The sequence below is a fragment of the Halioglobus sp. D3-4 genome, from assembly GCF_055809315.1.
In genome coordinates this window covers 2,170,717-2,187,317 of the sequence record NZ_CM147907.1, presented here as the reverse complement: position 1 = coordinate 2,187,317, position 16,601 = coordinate 2,170,717, and the positions used below count along the sequence as shown (strand labels likewise).

Sequence of the window (16,601 nt, the reverse complement as noted above, 5' to 3'; positions counted from 1 at the left end):
GCGGGAACATGCAGCTTATCAGACACAGCATAGTCGCCACGGCGCTGTCCATACTGGCTGTCAGTGCCATCGCTAAAATGTCGACAGAGGATGTCGCGCGGCTAAGTCAGGATCTAAACCCCATCGGTGGTATCAAGGCGGGGAGCGAGGATGGGCTACTGCCGTTGTGGACTGGCTCGGTAATCGGCTTGCCTGAAGGCCTGCAGTGGGACGGCCCGGGTACACCCTATCCAAATCCCTGGCCGGATGAGAAGCCGCTATTTGTGATTACCAAAGATACTATGGCGCAATACAAGGCGCGGCTGAGTCCGGGACAGATTGCTTTGTTCGAGACCTATCCGGAAACGTTCCGAATGCCGGTCTATCCCGGTCACAGGGATTTCGCCTTCTATCCGGCGTTCTACGAGAAAGTCCGTTATAACGCAGAGCACAGCGAACTGATTAATGGCGATGAGGGTATCCAGGGTTTTCTCGGTGGCGCGGCATTTCCGGTGCCTTCGACAGGCCCGGAGGCCGTTTGGTTTACCCGCACCACGGGTGCGAACGAAACAATAGAAGGCGAGTACAGCGATATCGCCGTCTTTCCCAATGGCACTAGATCCACACGGCGCTCGCGATTTCTGCAGGAGTCGCCCTATGCCAGCCGCAATAATCCGATCAATGCGGATTTCGAGTATCCCAATCTGGGTGAGTTCGGTGGCTATATCATGACGTATGTCACCGAGCCGGCCCGCGACAAGGGGCTGATCACCGCGGTGATTGAACCGTATGATTACTCGAAGAACGCGCGCGAGGTATGGCGCTATCTGCCGGGTTCACGCCGCGTCCGGCGTGCTCCAACCGTGGGTTTTGATACGCCCGACGGCCCCGGTGGACTGAAGACAGTCGATGAGGTTCGCGGCTTTAACGGCTCCATGGAGCGCTTCGAGTGGAGGTTGCTCGGGCGCGAGGAAATTTTTATTCCGTATCACAACTATGATTTCGACGCGCCGGAAGTCTCCTATGACGAACTGTTGACAAAGTTTCACGCCAACCCGGATTACATGCGCTATGAACTCCGGCGGGTCTGGGTGGTGGAAGGTACACTGCGCGATGGTGAGCGCCATATCTACGGCAAGCGCCGCATATACGTGGATGAGGACACCGGCTTTACTGCGATCACCGAAAATTACGATGGCCGTGGTGAATTGTGGAAAGTGGTTCTGACCAACAATGTGTATGACTATGGCAGCCAGGGTTATGTGAGGCGTGCACAGATGTACCACGATCTGCGTGCCGGCGCCTATATTGCCGAGCGCCTGATCAACGACAGCGCGCCAATGCTCTATGATGTCAAGCCGATGAGAGGCCCGGGGTACTTCACACCCAGCAATATACGCAAGCTGGGCAAGCGGTGATTATCGCGATGAGACGGTGCCCGCGAAATCCCTCCCGAAATGTATTGGTGAAACGAGGGTCAGGCTTTGATGGACAGCTGCGCAAAAACCTTGGGGGCGGCTGCTGATTGCAGCAGTATGCCGGTATCCCAGGTTGCCCATTCGGCAATGATTTTCCCGCTGTCATCATGATGTGTGATTGTGGTGCCGTCGACGGTCAGTTCTTCGCCGCTGTGCTCATCCTGTCGCGCGTCGCCAAACTCGTCGTAGACTTTGGTGATCCAGCGAGTGGCCACTTTGTCTCCCGCAGAAAACTGGTCCTCGATACTGAAATCCATATGATGAAAGACGCCTTTATAGATGGCGATGAAATGCTGGTAATCGACAACGCCGTGCAGGGCACCCAGGTTTGGCATGGGATGCGCGACAGCGCCGTCCGCAACCAGGTCAGGCAGTAGCGACAGCTTGCCTTGTGTCCACACTTCTTCCAGCAGGCGACGAACTACCAGCATATTTTTTTCTGACATGGCTGTACTCTCCATTCGCAGTGTCTGTGCTCCCAACCTGTTTGCTTAAGCAGGTGAGTCGTGGCGCTGAGGGTATCGTAGATCAGGTCGGGCCATATGGCCAGCAACCCGTCCATAAACGCTTCATGTGCGCTGCGATATGGAAAGTTCATCCTGCGGATGCTATACATAGGCTGGAAAATATTCCGACGTGTTGTTTAACGCGCTGATGCAGCTTGGGAGAAGCAAGGGAATGACCAATACACAGCCCGCTTTCTTTACTGACCTAGAGGAAAGTGTGGATGCGCTGCTTGCCCAGGTCGGAAAGAAAGTCGTTATAGCCGGTGGTTTCGGACGGCCCATACATATCTTCAATGAGTTGTACCGGCGCGCGCAGGCGGATCCCAGCATCGAGCTGACGATCATTACCGGCGTGTCCTTTAATCGCCCCAAGGGCAGTAGCGATCTTGAGAAGCGGTTTCTCGAACCCTTTGTAGACAGGGTCTTTGGCAATCTGCCGGAACTCGATTATGTCGCACCTTACCAACAGGGTCGTCTACCGGACAATATCGAGATTGTTGAGCTCTTTCTCCAGGCGGGCACCTACCTGAACAACAAGCATGCCCAGCAAAATTTTGTTTACAGCAACTTCACTCACTGGCTCAGGGATATGATTGAGCAGGGCTGTAATGTGTTCAGCCAGATGATTGCCAAACGCGAGATTGATGGCGAGATGGCCTACAGTATGAGCCACGATGCCTATGCGCTGGATATTCTCCCCCGGTTGCAGACACTGAGGGAGGAGGGCAAGCAGATCGCTGTCATTGCACAGGTGAATGACCAGCTGCCGTTCATGTACAACGATGCCATAGTGCCGGTTGAAACCTACGATATTATTCTCGATGCCCCCGAGTACAATCACACACTGCTGGGGCCGCCTTCCCCCTCGGTGGATACCACAGACTACATGATCGGCCTGAATGCCAGCAGCCTGTTACCCGATGGCGGCACGCTGCAGGTGGGAATCGGTTCGCTCGGTGATGCGATTACCTACGGCTGTCTGCTGCGCCATGAGCACAACAGGCAGTACACCGATGTGCTGGCAGAGTTGGGTATCACAGAGCGCTTCGGTGAAATTGTTGAGCGTGTCGGGGGGACCGGGCCATTCGACAGGGGCCTGTATGGCGCTACCGAAATGTTCGCCGACGGCTTCCGTCATCTGTTCAATCGCGGTGTGCTCAAGCGGGCTGTGTACGAGCATGTCGGTCTGCAGCGGCTTGTAAACGCTGGCAAGATAGCCCCGGTAGTCAGTACGGAATCCCTTCGCGCACTGGTGGAGGAGGGGCTTGTGTCCGCCCGTCTGTCATCTGGTGATCTCGAGTTCTTGCAAAAATACGGTTTCTTCGAGGAATCGGTCGCGCTTGAAGATGGCGTACTGTTGTGCGGTGATGGCGCGGAAGTTGACGCCGATCTCGGTGATTCTGCGGCTCTGGAGTTGATCGGCCGCCATTGTATGGGAGAGGAACTGAAGGGCGGCATTGTGTTGCACGCGGGCTTCTTCCTGGGGCCTCATGCCATGTATCAGCAACTGCAGACCATGCCGGAGACCGATGCCAGAAAAATCTGTATGACGGACATCGCTTTTGTCAACCAGTTGTACGGTTGCGAGGAGTTAGCGCGCCTACAGCGCCACGACGCGCGCTTTATGAATACGTCGATAATGATCACCCTGCTGGGTGCGGCGTGTTCCGATGGCCTCGAAGACGGGCGCAAGATCAGCGGTGTCGGCGGTCAGTACAACTTTGTCGCGATGGCGCATGCGCTGCATGATGCGCGCTCTGTGTTGATGTGTCGCAGCACCCGTGCCAAGGGCGGCGAGGTTACATCCAATATTGTCTGGAACTATGGCCACACAACCATTCCGGCCCACCTTCGCGACATAGTGATCACTGAATACGGCATGGCGATGCTGCGCGGACAGCGGGAGAAAGATGTGATTGCGCGAATGCTGAATATCGCCGACTCGCGCTTCCAGCCGGAGTTGTTGGAACAGGCTAAACGCGCCGGAAAGATACCCGCAGACTATGAAATACCGCCGCAGTTCTGCAACAATTTTCCCGAGAGGCTGGAGCGTGTTGCTGCGCGGTTGCGGCCTGAGGGCCTGTTCCCGGCATATCCCTTTGGCAGTGATTTTACCTCCGAGGAACTGGTTCTGGCCGGCGCGCTGCAAAGTTTGAAAGCCAAAATGGGGTCGCGACGCACGCTGTTTAAAACGCTCGCAGGCGCAGTGGGTGCGGCCGGTGCACCGCCGGCGGCGGCGATGCCGTATCTCGCGCGAATGGGTCTGGATGAGCCGGACGATTTGAAAGAGACGGCCTATCAGAAACTGCTGGTGGCCGAACTGAAGGAACTCGGTTACCTCTAGCGCAGGCGCACAGATTACCTGCCGCCAGTTCTATGACGGCTGTCCGGCAGCAAGTTCAGCGGCCATCTGCTTGCGCAGTATTTTGCCGTTTCGGGTTCTGGGAAATTCGCGGTAAAAATGTACGCGCTTGGGCGCCTTGTATCGGGCGAGCCTGGCGTTGCCAAAGTCGAGAATATCCTGCTCACTAAGCGTCGCTCCCGTGTTGGGGATGATGCAGACACTCACCAGTATTTTGTCCTTCCCCGCCATCTCACCCAGGGCCACGCAGTCGCCGACGTCGGGGTGCGTTTTGATAACGCGCTCAATCTCATGTGGCGATACGCGGTAACCGAAGGTATTGATAATGTCGTCTTTGCGCCCGACAAACCAGATGTAGCCATCTTCATCAATACGGGCGTAGTCGCCGGTGAAAAAATACCCGCCGCTGCGCGACCTCGCTGTTTCTTCCGGCAAGCGCCAGTAGCCCAGAAACAAACCGGGGTCAGAGTCCTTGATCGCGATCATCCCTTCTGCGCCGGCCTGAACCGGTTGTCCGCTGTCGTCCAGCAATACGACCTCATGGCCGGGCTGGACAAAACCCGCGGCACCGGGGCGAATGGGGCGCTGTTTGTGTTGTGAGATATAGTAGGAACATTCACTCATGCCAATGGCTTCGTAAATATCCATGCCGAATCGCTCGCGCCACAAAAATAGCATTTCATCACTGAGGTGCTCGCCGGCGCTCATGCAATGGCGCAGCGTGGGCACATCTGAACCGCTGGCGTCTGTCTTCTGAAGTATCTGGCGATAGATGGTGGGGACGCCGATAAAAATAGTGCAGTCGTGCTTTTTTATCAGTCTCGGCCAGACACTGGCATTGCTTTGCCCCTCGTAGACAACCACGGTATGCCCGTGGAATAGCGGGTCCATCAGGCCGGTACCCAATACATAGGTCCAGTTAAACTTCCCCGAGTGCAGAATTCGGTCGCCCGCCTTGAAGTCAAACCAGAAGTGGCTCGCGGGTTGACGGCCGAGTAGCGAGCGATGCGCGTGTAACACGCCTTTGGGGTAGCCCGTTGTGCCGGATGTATAGACCAGATAGGCCGGGTCATCCGGCGAGCTGGCGATAACCGTCTCGTCAATCGGGCTGTCGGCCAGCAGGGCGTCCAGTTCGAAGACCCGCAGGCCGCCGCGGGCGGTGTCCTGTGGCATCTCGCCCGGCCCTGCCAGTACGACAGTGACCAGGTCGCTGCCCCCATCCAAAGCGCGGTGCAGTTCCGGCCACATGGATTTATGGGTGACCAGCACCTTTGCACCGGAGTCCTTTGCCAGATAGGCGACTTCCGGTGGCGACAGCAGGGTCGATGTGGGCACCGCTACTGCACCGAATCTCAGGCAGCCGAAAAAGCTGACAGGGTAGTCCATGGAATTGGGTAGTCGAATCAGTACCCGGTCGCCGGGGTTGATGCCCAGTTCACCCAGAATATGCGCAAACTGGCCGCTTAGCGTGTCCAGTTCACGATAGCTCAATTCCGAGGTGCCCAACCGGTCATCCTCGATAACCAGCGCGGTTTTCTCCCCATTGCCCTCATCGACATGACGGCGTACGCAGGCGCGGGCAATGTTGAATTGCGCTGGCAGGTGCCACTGCCAGCCGTCGGCGGTCTGGGTCAGCAACTCATGGAATTCAGGCATGTGCGGTATTTCCGTTCAGGATGTCTGCAACGGGCGCGCCTTTCGCTGTGCTGTCTCGCAGGCTCTGCAGGCACTCGGTTAACTGTTCATTGATCTGCGGGTTGTCGATCAGGTCATCACCAAAAATGCTCTCCATGCTCAAGAAGCCGTTGACTACTGTGCCGGCATTGCTGTCGCACAATGCCGCCAGTTGTGCAAACTCCGTCGCCATCGGGTCCACAATCTCCCGCCCTGCCAGCAGCGCACGACAGATGAATTCGAACCAGCAGGCCAGCGCCAGACACAGCCCGCCAGTGGGGCGCTGCAGCGTCAGGTTGTCCCTGATGATCGGCAGGATACGCATCTGGATTTTCTGAGAACCATCCCAGGCGATTTGTGCCAGTTGGTGCTGAATTTCAGGGTTCAGGAAGCGGGTGATAATCTGCTGGCTGTACGCCTGTATATCCAGCTCCCTCGGCGGTTCGAAAGAGCCAATGATCTCGTTGCGCGCCAGATCGGTAATGAACTGTTGAAACCGGGGATCGCTGGTGACATCGTACACTGTCGCAAAACCATCCAGCGTGCCGGCGTAGGCCAGGGTGGAGTGCAGGCAGTTCAGCAGGCGCAACTTGGCTTTTTCAAATCCCTCGACATCGTCAGTGAACACAACACCGGCGCTTTCCCAGTCTGGTTTGTCGCCACTCCAGTGGTCCTCGATCACCCACTGGGTAAACTCCTCGCGTTGAATCGGACAGTTGTCCTGCGCACCGATGGCGCTGGCAACGGTAGAGATCGTATAGTCTTCCGTTTTAGGTGTGATGCTGTCTACCATCGAGTTCGGAAACGCCACGTTGTCGGTGATCCACTGGGCCAGTTCCCCATCAATCAAGCGGGCGTAATCCAGCACTGAGCGGCGCAGTTTTTCGCCGTTGCCGGAAACATTGTCGCAACTGAGCACGGTAAAGGCCGCTGCGCCTGTGTCGTGCCGAAGGCGCAGCCCTTCAACCAGAAAGCCGATCGCGCTTTGCGGTTGCCGGGGGTTGTGCAGGTCTGCAGCGATATCTGGGTGCTCCAGATCAAGGCTGCCTTTGGCGTTCAGGCAATAACCCTTTTCCGTGATGGTCAAGGACACAATTCTAGTGGTGTCGGCGCGCAGGCGTTTTAGGATGTCTGCGCTTTGTTCACCCGCGACCAGAATCTCCCGGATGGCACCAATGATCTGGTAGCGCGATGTTTTGTCCAGTATAGCCAGGGTATAGAGATAGTCCTGCTCGCTGAGTACATCCCGCGTCGTGCTGCTGCGCAGCGATACCCCGCAAATACCCCAGTCTCCCCCGGACTGATTCATCGCGTTTTCCGTATAGACTGCCTGATGGGCGCGGTGAAAGGCCCCGGGGCCTATATGCACGATACCGATTCCCATTTTGTCACGGTCGTAGCGCGGCGTTGCGATGGTTTGTTGGTGTTGCAGTGCAACAAGGTGTTCTGTCGATAATCTCATTTCGGCGGTAGAACCTGTGTTAACTGATTCGGTAGGCCCCTGACGGGCGTGGTGGATTGGCTGTTGCCGTTATTGCTGTTGTTGTTGCGCATGTCGGGTGGATTGCAGCAGCGATTTCACCCGCTGTAACTGGTCGGGCGTTAGCAGCCCGCCCTTTACCCGCAGCACTTCGCTGGCGGTGCGCCCGGCAAAGGCTACTGCATCAACCGCTGCGAGCCCCGCGAGCCTGGCCGCGATATAGGCCCCATTGAAGGTGTCTCCGGCACCGGTGGTGTCGAGTATCTCCTGTGCCGGCTCAATGCCAACCTCGCTGACAGTGCCCTCGGTAATCAGGATGCAGGTCTGCGCCCCGTTTTTGAGGATCACTTCCCGTGAGCTGCCGGCAAGTAGAGCCTGCGCCGCCTCGTCGATGGAGGTAAACCCAAATAGTGTTTCCTCTTCTTCAAATCCCGGCAGGTAGATGTCGGTAAGAGCCTGAACCCGCCCGATGGCTGCTGCTGCCTCAGCGGTTCCAGACCACAGTGCGGGACGGAAGTTTGGGTCAAAGATCACGGTGCCACCAAGGCCTCGGTACTCGCGGAGGAATGTCAGTAACACGCGCCGGCTGGCATCGTTCATCAGGGCCAGCGTAATCCCTGTGAAATACAGGTAGGGTGTAGTCTTCAAGGGTTCCAGCAGGGCCAGCAGGGTGGACGACTGCTTGAATAGTGCGCTGGCCGCCGAATCCTTGCGCCAGTACTCGAAGCTGCGCTCGCCGGTTTCATCGGTGCTGATCATGTAGAGTCCGGGGTGGCGCCCGGTATCCATATCCGGTTCCACCAGGGTCAGGTTCTGTGACGCAGCGTGCGAGCGGATTCTGTCGGCCTGCGGACCCGCGCCCAGCGCTGTCACATAAGCGGCATCGACACCCAGGCCCTGCACGGTGCAGGCGGTGTTGTAGGTGTCGCCCGCGGTACCCAGAGCGTACCGCTGCTCACCCAGCGGTGCCAATTCGATCATTACTTCGCCCAAAATGACGATGTCACTCATAGTTTCTGCTCAATATTTCTCGATGGCCAGTGTGCAACTGGCCGGATAATGGGAGTTTGGCGCAATCAACGGCGAATATGAACAAGGAATTTGGACTTACCAATATTTAGTCGAATATAATCAAAAAATTCCGGTATCCTTGGGCATCGACGCATTGTTTCGAGATGCACCAGGCAAACTATGGCCGCAAGTCCTTTAAAATGGTCAGGCCAAAAAGCCAGTTGGGCACCTGAAAGCGCCAGTTTGCCACAAGGATTGAAATTTTGATGCCAAGAAAGCTCATTTTACACCCCGACAGGTTGTTTTCGTCCGATGGGAGGCAGCGCGACGTTGCGCAGGGGCTTTATGAAAAGGTGCAGGGGCTGCCGATCATCAGTCCTCACGGGCACACCGACCCGTCCTGGTTTTCCGAAAATGCGTCCTTTAACAATGCCTCTGATCTGCTGATAAAGCCGGATCACTACGTCTTTCGCATGCTCTTCAGTCAGGGCATCGCGCTGGAGGCTCTGGGTATCCCCCGCACCGACGGGGTTGCGGTGGAGCAGGACGGGCGCAAAATCTGGCGTCTGTTGGCCAGTCACTACCACCTGTTTCGCGGCACACCGTCACGGCTGTGGCTTGATACCGTATTCGCCGAGGTGTTCGGGATTGAGCATATTCTGTCTGCCGAAACAGCCGATGATTACTACGATACCATCAACGCGGCACTGGCCACTGACGCCTTCCGGCCGCGTGCGCTCTACGAGCGATTCAATATTGAGCTGATTTCCACTACCGAGTCGCCGTTGAGTGATCTGGCACATCACCGGGCCATTGCCGCCAGCGACTGGCAGGGGCGGGTGATTTCCGCCTACCGCCCCGACCCGGTCGTGGATCCGGAGTTTGAAGGCTTTGTTGATGCGGTCCGCCAGTTTGGTGAACTCACCGGTGAAGATATCTCCACTTTCGCCGGTTACTTGCAGGCGCACCGGGTGCGCCGCGCATTTTTCCAATCAACCGGTGTGACTTCCACAGATCACGGTCACCCGACGGCGCGAACAGCCGATCTGCCGGCCGCAGAGATTGAAGCCCTGTACGCCGCTGCCATCAGTGGTCACGCAAGCCCCGAACAAGCCGAGTTGTTCCGGGCTCACATGCTGACCGAGATGGCGGGCATGAGTATTAAAGATGGGCTGGTGATGCAGCTGCACCCCGGTTCATCGCGCAATCACAATGCCAGCGTGTTCAGGCAATTTGGTCGCGACAAGGGGGCGGACATACCGCTGCAAACCTCCTATGTGGAACAACTCAAGCCGCTGCTGGATAAATACGGCACACACCCGGATCTCACGCTGATCCTTTTTACGCTGGACGAGACGGCCTACAGCCGTGAACTGGCACCGCTGGCCGGGCATTACCCCTGTCTGCGACTGGGGCCGCCGTGGTGGTTCCACGACAGCCCTGAAGGTATGCGCCGTTTTCGGCAGCAGGTGACAGAGACAGCAGGCTTCTATAATACCGTGGGTTTCAACGACGACACCCGCGCCTTCCTGTCGATTCCCGCCCGCCATGATGTCGCGCGTCGCATGGACTGTAACTGGCTCGCCGAACTGGTGTGTGATCATCGCCTCGATCTTGAGGAGGCAGAGGAACTGGCTGTCGACCTGACGTATAACCTGGTCAGGAAAGCCTACAAATTGTGACGTTTTGAAAACCCGTACGGGAGATAGTTCTATTATGAAAATGATCACCACAGAGCGCTCGTGGGTGACCACCAATGCGTGAGTCATGGCGATGGTTCGGCCCGGACGACCCGGTAACGATAAAGGATATACGGCAGACTGACGCTACCGATATCGTGAGTGCGCTGCACACGATTCCCAGCGGTGAAGTGTGGCCGATAGATGCGATACGCGAACATCAGGCACTGATTGAAACCTGTGAGCCGGGTGAGTCACCGCTGGTGTGGTCCGTAGTGGAGAGCATCCCGGTTCACGAGGATATCAAACTGGCGCGCGAGGGTTGCCAGCGCTATATCAATAACTGGGTGGTCTCAATGGAAAATCTGGCGGCCTGTGGCATTAAAACCATCTGTTACAACTTCATGCCGGTGATCGACTGGACGCGAACGGATTTGCGCCACCGCCTGCCCAGCGGTGGCTACGCGCTGCGCTTTGATCAGCAGAAGTTTTCCGTATTTGATCTATACATTCTGGAGCGGGACGGCGCGGAGCGGGATTATTCCGAACAGGAGATCGCCGCTGCGCGACAACTCTTCGGACAGATGTCGGACGACGAGAAGGCATTGTTGACGCGCAATATCATCGCCGGGCTGCCGGGAAAGATGACTGATGCCTATGGCCTCGATACCTTCCGTGCGATGCTCGCCAATTATCAGGGGATGGATGCCGCTACCTTGAGAAACAATTTGTACCGGTTCCTCGAATGCGTCCTGCCTGTGGCGGAAAAACTCGGCGTAAAACTCGCAATCCACCCCGATGATCCGCCCCGCGATATGCTCGGTCTGCCAAGGATTATTTGCACCGCAGCCGATCTGGATATTCTGTTTGATCGCTTGCCCAGCCCGGCCAACGGCATCACGTTATGCGCCGGGACCTATGGCAGCCGCCCCGACAATGACCTGCCCGGGATGGCGAGGCAGTTTGCATCGCGCATCCACTTCTCCCATTTGCGCGGTGTGATACGCGACGCCGATGAGCAGCGCTCGTTTTATGAGGCCAGCCACTTGAATAGCGATGTCGATATCGTCGGTGTGATATCGGCGCTGTTGGCTGAGGAGCGAAGGCGCAGCGCGCAAGGGGATGCCAAAAATGAAATCTTTATCCGGCCCGACCACGGCCACCAGATTCTCGATGACGTCAACAAAGCGGTGAACCCGGGCTATTCCTGTATCGGCAGGCTAAAAGGGCTCGCTGAAATTCGCGGAGTAGTGAAAGCGCTGGAGTACCGGGATTAACTCTGCGGCACAGGGGCTGCCCGATGGTGTGACCGGATGCATAGCCCGGCCCACGGGCATATGTTATCGTCTGTGCAGGTCAGAGCGTGTATGAAAGATAAAGCCAAATCCCCCCAGACAACTGAGCGACTCCAGCGTGAGCCGCGCCTCTACCAGCAGGTCGCTGAAAAGCTGATCGGCCTGATCGAACGTGAAGAGTACGAGGTGGGTGCGCGGCTGCCGGCGGAGCGTGAGCTGGCGACGATGTTGGGTGTCAGCCGTCCAACCATCCGCGAGGCGGTGATCGCGCTGGAACTTGCACACTATGTTGAAGTCCGTATGGGCTCTGGCGTGTATGTGCTGGATTACAAGAAGGGAAGAAGCCGATTTTCTGATCAGGATGTGGGGCCGTTTGAGCTGACAGAAGCCAGGGCCCTGTTCGAAGGCGAAGCTGTCGCGCTGGCGGCGACCATGATCACCGATGAGCAACTGGTCCAGTTGGCCGAGTCGCTGGATGAAATGGTCGAGGAGAACGCGCACGGGATCGACAGTCATGAGGTGGCCGACAAGAAGTTCCATATGATCATTGCGCAGGCGACCAACAACAGCGCCATTCGATCGACTATAGAAAACCTGTGGGAGATGCGCGAAAGCTCTGCACTGACAGCAAGTACACTGCAAAAGGCACGCAACTCTGGCCTGAGGCCCTCGGTAGAGCAACACAGGGATATTTACAATGCGCTGAAAGCCCGCGATGCCGCAGCCGCTCGTCAGGCCATGCGTTCACATTTGCTGACAGTGATTGAAAGTATTCTTGAAGCCACCGAAGCGGATGCGATAGAGGCAGCGCGCAATCGCACCTCAGAGAGCCGGGATCGTCTCAATCTCACCAAAGCCATCGTGTAAAGGCTCCGATTTAACCACTGGCCGAAAGCCACCGTTTAGAGGTTTCTCCCAATGATTGTCAAAACATTATCTGCCTGCCGGGTATTGCCGGTTATTACTGCAAAGGATGTGGAGAGTACTGTCGCGCTGACACAGGCGCTGGGTCGCGGGGGGATGAAGGCGGTGGAGATTACGCTGCGCACGCCGGCCGCACTCGACAGTATTCGCGCCGTCGCCGCGCAGGTGCCGGACATGATAGTGGCAGCGGGTACCGTGACCAATCCCGATGAACTGCACCACGCGGTGGAGGCGGGCGCCATGATGGTGGTGAGCCCTGGCGCAACGCCGCGTTTACTGCGCGCTGCACGCGAGGCGGGCATCGATTTTGTTCCGGGTGTCACAACGGCCTCGGAAGTGATGCAAGGGCTGGATGAAGGGTATGACTGCTTCAAACTGTTTCCCGCAGTGGCGGTGGGCGGTTTGAACCTGCTGAAATCACTCGCCGGGCCTTTTCCAGATGTAAAGTTCTGCCCCACAGGGGGCCTGAATCCGGTCAATTTCAGGGAGTTTCTGGCACTGCCGAATGTGGTCTGCTGCGGGGGCTCCTGGATGGTTGCCGCGGACCTTGTCGACAACCATCGCTGGGATGAAATAGAAGTGCTGGCGCGCGATGCGATGGCAAGCGCACCGGTTTAATCTGCGCTGTTATGAAAACATATAGTCATTTAGCAGGTTCTCCACCCATTCCTGTTTGCCACTGATCCGCGCTGGTTCGGGGTTGCCTGCGGCAATATCGCGCAATTCACCGAGGCTCAATTTGCCCGCTTCGAAACGCTGACCGCTGCCTTGGTTGAAGCTATCGTAACGACTGGCCTTTAAAGCCGCCAGTTTGCCATCGCTGATAATACGATCGGCAATAACGAGTGCGCGGGCATACGCATCCATACCGCCGATATGACCCAGAAACAGGTCTTCAAGGTCTGTCGATTCGCGCCGCACCTTGGCATCGAAATTCAGCCCGCCGCGGCCGAGGCCGCCGGCGCCGAGCACGACCAGCATATTTTGCACGCAGTCGTACATATCCATCGGAAACTGATCCGTGTCCCAGCCGTTCTGGGCATTCCCACGGTTGGCGTCTATCGATCCCAGTAACCCCGCGTCAACGGCCATCTGCAGGTCGTGAGCACTGCTGTGACCGGCCAGTGTGGCGTGATTGGCTTCGATATTGAGCTTGAAATCGTCATCGAGGCCATAGTGACGAAGAAAACCGATCACAGTCTGTGCATCTACATCGTACTGGTGGTACATCGGTTCCATCGGTTTGGGCTCAATCAGATACGTGCCGGTGAAGCCGATGGAACGACCATAGTCCCGGGCCATGGTGAGAAAGGTTGCCAGGTGGTCCAGTTCCTTTGCGGTATTGGTATTGAGCAGGCAGGCATAGCCTTCGCGCCCGCCCCAGAACACATAGTTCTCCCCGCCGAGTGCGACAGTGGCGTCCAGTGCTGCCTTGACCTGCGCACCGGCCTGCGCGACTACGGAGAAGTCGGGGTTGGTTGCAGCGCCATTCATGTAGCGCGGATGCGAAAACACATTCGCCGTGCCCCAGAGTAGCGCCATGCCGCTGGCATCCTGTCGTTCCTTTGCCAGACTCACCAGCGTGGCAAGGTTTTCCTCTGATGCGGCCACGGAGTTGCCCTCGGGCGCGAGATCGCGATCGTGGAAACAGTAGTAGGGCACGTTCAGTTTGGTGAAAAGTTCAAACGCTGCATCGAGTTTGTTACGGGCGCGGGTCATATCGCTATTGCCGGTGTCCCAGGGGTGAACCCGAGTGCCCGGGCCGAATGGATCGCTGCCGTCAGCACAGAACGTGTGCCAGTAGCAGACGGCAAATCGCAGGTGCTGCTCCATTGTCTTGCCAGCGACAATCCGCTCCGGCTGGTAGGCTTTGAAACTGAGGGGGTTATCGGACTCCGGCCCCTCATACTGAATCTGCGGTATTGCAGGAAAGTATTCCCTGTCGCCAATAAACACTGGTTTACTCATTGGGTTGTTCCCTCCTTCAGTCGCAATAGTAGGTTACCGGCTATATCATGCATAGAGTGGTGTGATCGCCGCCAGCGATTCCCGATAGCGCTGGTAGGCGTCGTCATAAAACGTGACCGCTGCGCTGTCCGGTTCACAGCACAGCGCCTGGTTTTTGCTCAGGTGGTCATTCGCGAGTTGCTGTAGGTCCTCGCGACTGCAGGATTCGAGTACGCTCAATGCTTGCAGTGCCGCGCCGAAGGCAGCGCCTTCATCCTGATGCAGTATTGTCACCGGTACATTGCAGATATCCGCGACCGCCTGTCGCCAGGTGGCGCTGGCTGAGCCACCGCCGGTCAAGACCACGTCGGCCCCGTCTATGCCCAGTTCACGCATTCTCTGCAGCCCGTAACGCAATGCGAAAGTGGCGCCTTCCAGCGCTGAACGTAGCAGGTTTTCCGGGCGGGCATTGTTAGTGTCGAGACCCATTACGCAGGCTTTGGCTCGCGGCAGATTGGGGGTGCGCTCACCGTTGTAGAACGGCAGAGTGATGACACCTTCAGCGCCTCTGGGAGAACTGCTCACTCGGTGTTCAAAGTTAGCCAGATCGACGCCGAGAAGAGACCGTGTTTGCTCAGTTGTCACGGTACAGTTCATGGTGCACATCAGCGGAAGCCAGCCACCTGTGGAAGAGCAGAAAGCAGCTATCTCGCCTCTGGGGTCGATTACAGGCGTTTCTGAAAACGCATACACGGTGCCCGACGTCCCCATGCTCATGGTGACTCTGCCGGCGCTGAGGTTGCCGGTGCCGAAGGCCCCCATCATATTGTCGCCACCGCCTGTAGAAATCGGAACCCCTGCAGGCAGCCCGGTCAACTCAGCCACTTCAGGTCGCAGCGAGCCAATCACCCCGGGTTGTATTTTCAACTGCGGCAGACACTCGGCCAGATCACGCTGTGGGTCGATGGCGCGCAGCATGCGCTTGGACCAGCGCCGCTCCCGTATTTCGAGAAAGCCGGTACCAGAGGCATCACCCGCTTCCATACAGCGCTCACCCGTCAGGTAAAAATTCAGATAATCATGCGGCAACAGGATGCAATCGAGCTGTTCGTAAAGGGTTGCGTCATGTTTGGCAAACCGACGGATTTTAGCGGCGGTGTAGCCTGTAAGAACTGGGTTGCCAACTTCATTTATGCACTGTTGTTCTCCGCCAAAGGCAGCGGTAATTTCGCGGCACTCTTCAATAGTGGAGGTATCGCACCACAGTTTGACGGGTGCCAGTACGTCGCCGGTTTTTCCCAGAGCAACAAAACCGTGCTGCTGACCTGAAACGCCGATGGCCACAACAGAGGCAACAATGGCGGGATCAACCCTGGCAATGATCAGATGCAGGGCATCCAGCCACCACTGTGCCCGTTGCTCGGCCGCGCCACTCTCGTCCTGATAGAGCTTTAAGGGAGCGCTTTCACAGGCGACCACCTCGCGGTTCCCGAAATCGTAGAACAACGCCTTCAGCGATTGTGTGCCCAGATCAAGGCCGAGTACTGTCTGCATTGCGTGAGATTTCCGCTGCCGCTATTGGAAGAGTGGAATTATACGCAACTTGGTGCGGCAGGCGTTTAGAATTTTGCTATGGTCTGTCTGCGGATAGAACCAAGCGTGGAATGCCCTTCCGGTTAGAAGGCGAGGGGTAGGAAGTCTCTGCATAGTAAAGCGGTAGCCTGTTGGAGGCGGTGATATCACTAAGCAGACTTATGTGACGATACAGTACCGTTAGAAATCGGTCTTGCGGCGGCCCCGTTTTTTTGCGCGTCGATTTTCGTTGCCGGTATCTTCGTACAACTCGGTCCGCAGTGCTGCGGCGTGCCGACGGTCCTGATCGTCCTCCCGACGATCATCGTAGTGCTTGTATCTGCAGTTGCAGCTGGCTGCATCACACGCCGGCAATGGCAGCATTGGCGTGTTTCTTTCAGAGACCAGGAAGCGTTTGTTCTTCAGCGCTTTAGCAGCATCACAGGCGCCCTCGTCAAGCACAATAGCAGTGCCACGATAGGGTTTCAGCTGAACAGGTTTTGCCGCTTTTACTGAGCGAGGCTTTTTCGCCGGGGGAGGTGTATTTTTCGCGACGCTTTCACTTTTCTCCGGCGTCGATGCGGAGGTCGATACGGAAAAAGGCAAGTAGTTTAATGGAGCCTTAAGTAGCGCCGATAATTTCATATGCACCCCTGTGTTCTGGCACAATCCTGCTTGAATCTTGTAAGTATGC

The 16,601-nt window shown here is 56.9% G+C and carries 13 protein-coding genes; 6 read left to right on the top strand and 7 right to left on the bottom strand.

The window, feature by feature from the left end; all coding sequences use genetic code 11:
• The first annotated feature begins 8 nt into the window (after positions 1–8).
• Positions 9–1,397, top strand: a complete 1,389-nt coding sequence (locus tag AC0L6S_RS09425) for a DUF1329 domain-containing protein (protein ID WP_473428230.1) — start codon at positions 9–11, stop codon at positions 1,395–1,397.
• A gap of 59 nt (positions 1,398–1,456) precedes the next feature.
• Here the strand turns inward: AC0L6S_RS09425 and AC0L6S_RS09420 are convergent, their stop codons facing one another.
• Positions 1,457–1,903: an ester cyclase gene (locus AC0L6S_RS09420; RefSeq protein WP_473428229.1), complete on the bottom strand. Its 447-nt coding sequence runs from the start codon at positions 1,901–1,903 to the stop codon at positions 1,457–1,459.
• A 232-nt stretch (positions 1,904–2,135) separates the two neighbouring features.
• On the opposite strand from AC0L6S_RS09420, the gene AC0L6S_RS09415 reads away from it, so the two are divergent.
• Entirely contained in the window at positions 2,136–4,307 is a 2,172-nt protein-coding gene (locus AC0L6S_RS09415) for an acetyl-CoA hydrolase/transferase C-terminal domain-containing protein (protein ID WP_473428228.1), read from the top strand.
• 30 nt (positions 4,308–4,337) lie between these two features.
• Here the strand turns inward: AC0L6S_RS09415 and AC0L6S_RS09410 are convergent, their stop codons facing one another.
• The 3 genes from AC0L6S_RS09410 to AC0L6S_RS09400 form a co-directional block, all read right to left on the bottom strand.
• Positions 4,338–5,981: an acyl-CoA synthetase gene (locus tag AC0L6S_RS09410; protein ID WP_473428227.1), complete on the bottom strand. Its 1,644-nt coding sequence runs from the start codon at positions 5,979–5,981 to the stop codon at positions 4,338–4,340.
• Positions 5,974–7,461 (bottom strand): mannitol dehydrogenase family protein, encoded by a 1,488-nt coding sequence (locus AC0L6S_RS09405; protein ID WP_473428226.1) that lies wholly within the window; start codon positions 7,459–7,461, stop codon positions 5,974–5,976. Before AC0L6S_RS09405 ends, AC0L6S_RS09410 begins: the two co-directional genes overlap by 8 nt.
• Before the next feature lie 69 nt (positions 7,462–7,530).
• Entirely contained in the window at positions 7,531–8,490 is a 960-nt protein-coding gene (locus AC0L6S_RS09400; protein WP_473428225.1) for a sugar kinase, read from the bottom strand.
• A gap of 266 nt (positions 8,491–8,756) precedes the next feature.
• Between AC0L6S_RS09400 and uxaC the strand changes: the two genes are divergently transcribed.
• From uxaC to AC0L6S_RS09380, 4 genes are all read left to right on the top strand, one after another.
• A complete protein-coding gene (gene uxaC / locus AC0L6S_RS09395) occupies positions 8,757–10,172 on the top strand; it encodes a glucuronate isomerase (protein ID WP_473428224.1) in 1,416 nt (471 codons plus the stop codon).
• A 74-nt stretch (positions 10,173–10,246) separates the two neighbouring features.
• Positions 10,247–11,446, top strand: coding sequence for a mannonate dehydratase (gene uxuA / locus AC0L6S_RS09390; RefSeq protein WP_473428223.1), 1,200 nt, complete (start codon positions 10,247–10,249; stop codon positions 11,444–11,446).
• Between the two features lie 90 nt (positions 11,447–11,536).
• The gene (locus tag AC0L6S_RS09385; protein WP_473428222.1) at positions 11,537–12,331 is read left to right on the top strand and encodes a FadR/GntR family transcriptional regulator; all 795 of its coding nucleotides are present in this window, start codon (positions 11,537–11,539) and stop codon (positions 12,329–12,331) included.
• Positions 12,332–12,382: 51 nt separating this feature from the next.
• Positions 12,383–13,006 (top strand): bifunctional 4-hydroxy-2-oxoglutarate aldolase/2-dehydro-3-deoxy-phosphogluconate aldolase, encoded by a 624-nt coding sequence (locus tag AC0L6S_RS09380; RefSeq protein WP_473428221.1) that lies wholly within the window; start codon positions 12,383–12,385, stop codon positions 13,004–13,006.
• Positions 13,007–13,015: 9 nt separating this feature from the next.
• Here AC0L6S_RS09380 and xylA read toward each other — a convergent pair whose 3' ends face one another.
• The 3 genes from xylA to AC0L6S_RS09365 form a co-directional block, all read right to left on the bottom strand.
• Entirely contained in the window at positions 13,016–14,356 is a 1,341-nt protein-coding gene (gene xylA / locus AC0L6S_RS09375) for a xylose isomerase (protein ID WP_473428220.1), read from the bottom strand.
• 45 nt (positions 14,357–14,401) lie between these two features.
• Positions 14,402–15,889, bottom strand: coding sequence for a xylulokinase (gene xylB / locus AC0L6S_RS09370; protein ID WP_473428219.1), 1,488 nt, complete (start codon positions 15,887–15,889; stop codon positions 14,402–14,404).
• 219 nt (positions 15,890–16,108) lie between these two features.
• Complete coding sequence (locus AC0L6S_RS09365; protein ID WP_473428218.1) at positions 16,109–16,552, bottom strand: hypothetical protein; 444 nt, start codon at positions 16,550–16,552, stop codon at positions 16,109–16,111.
• Between the last annotated feature and the right edge of the window lie 49 nt (positions 16,553–16,601).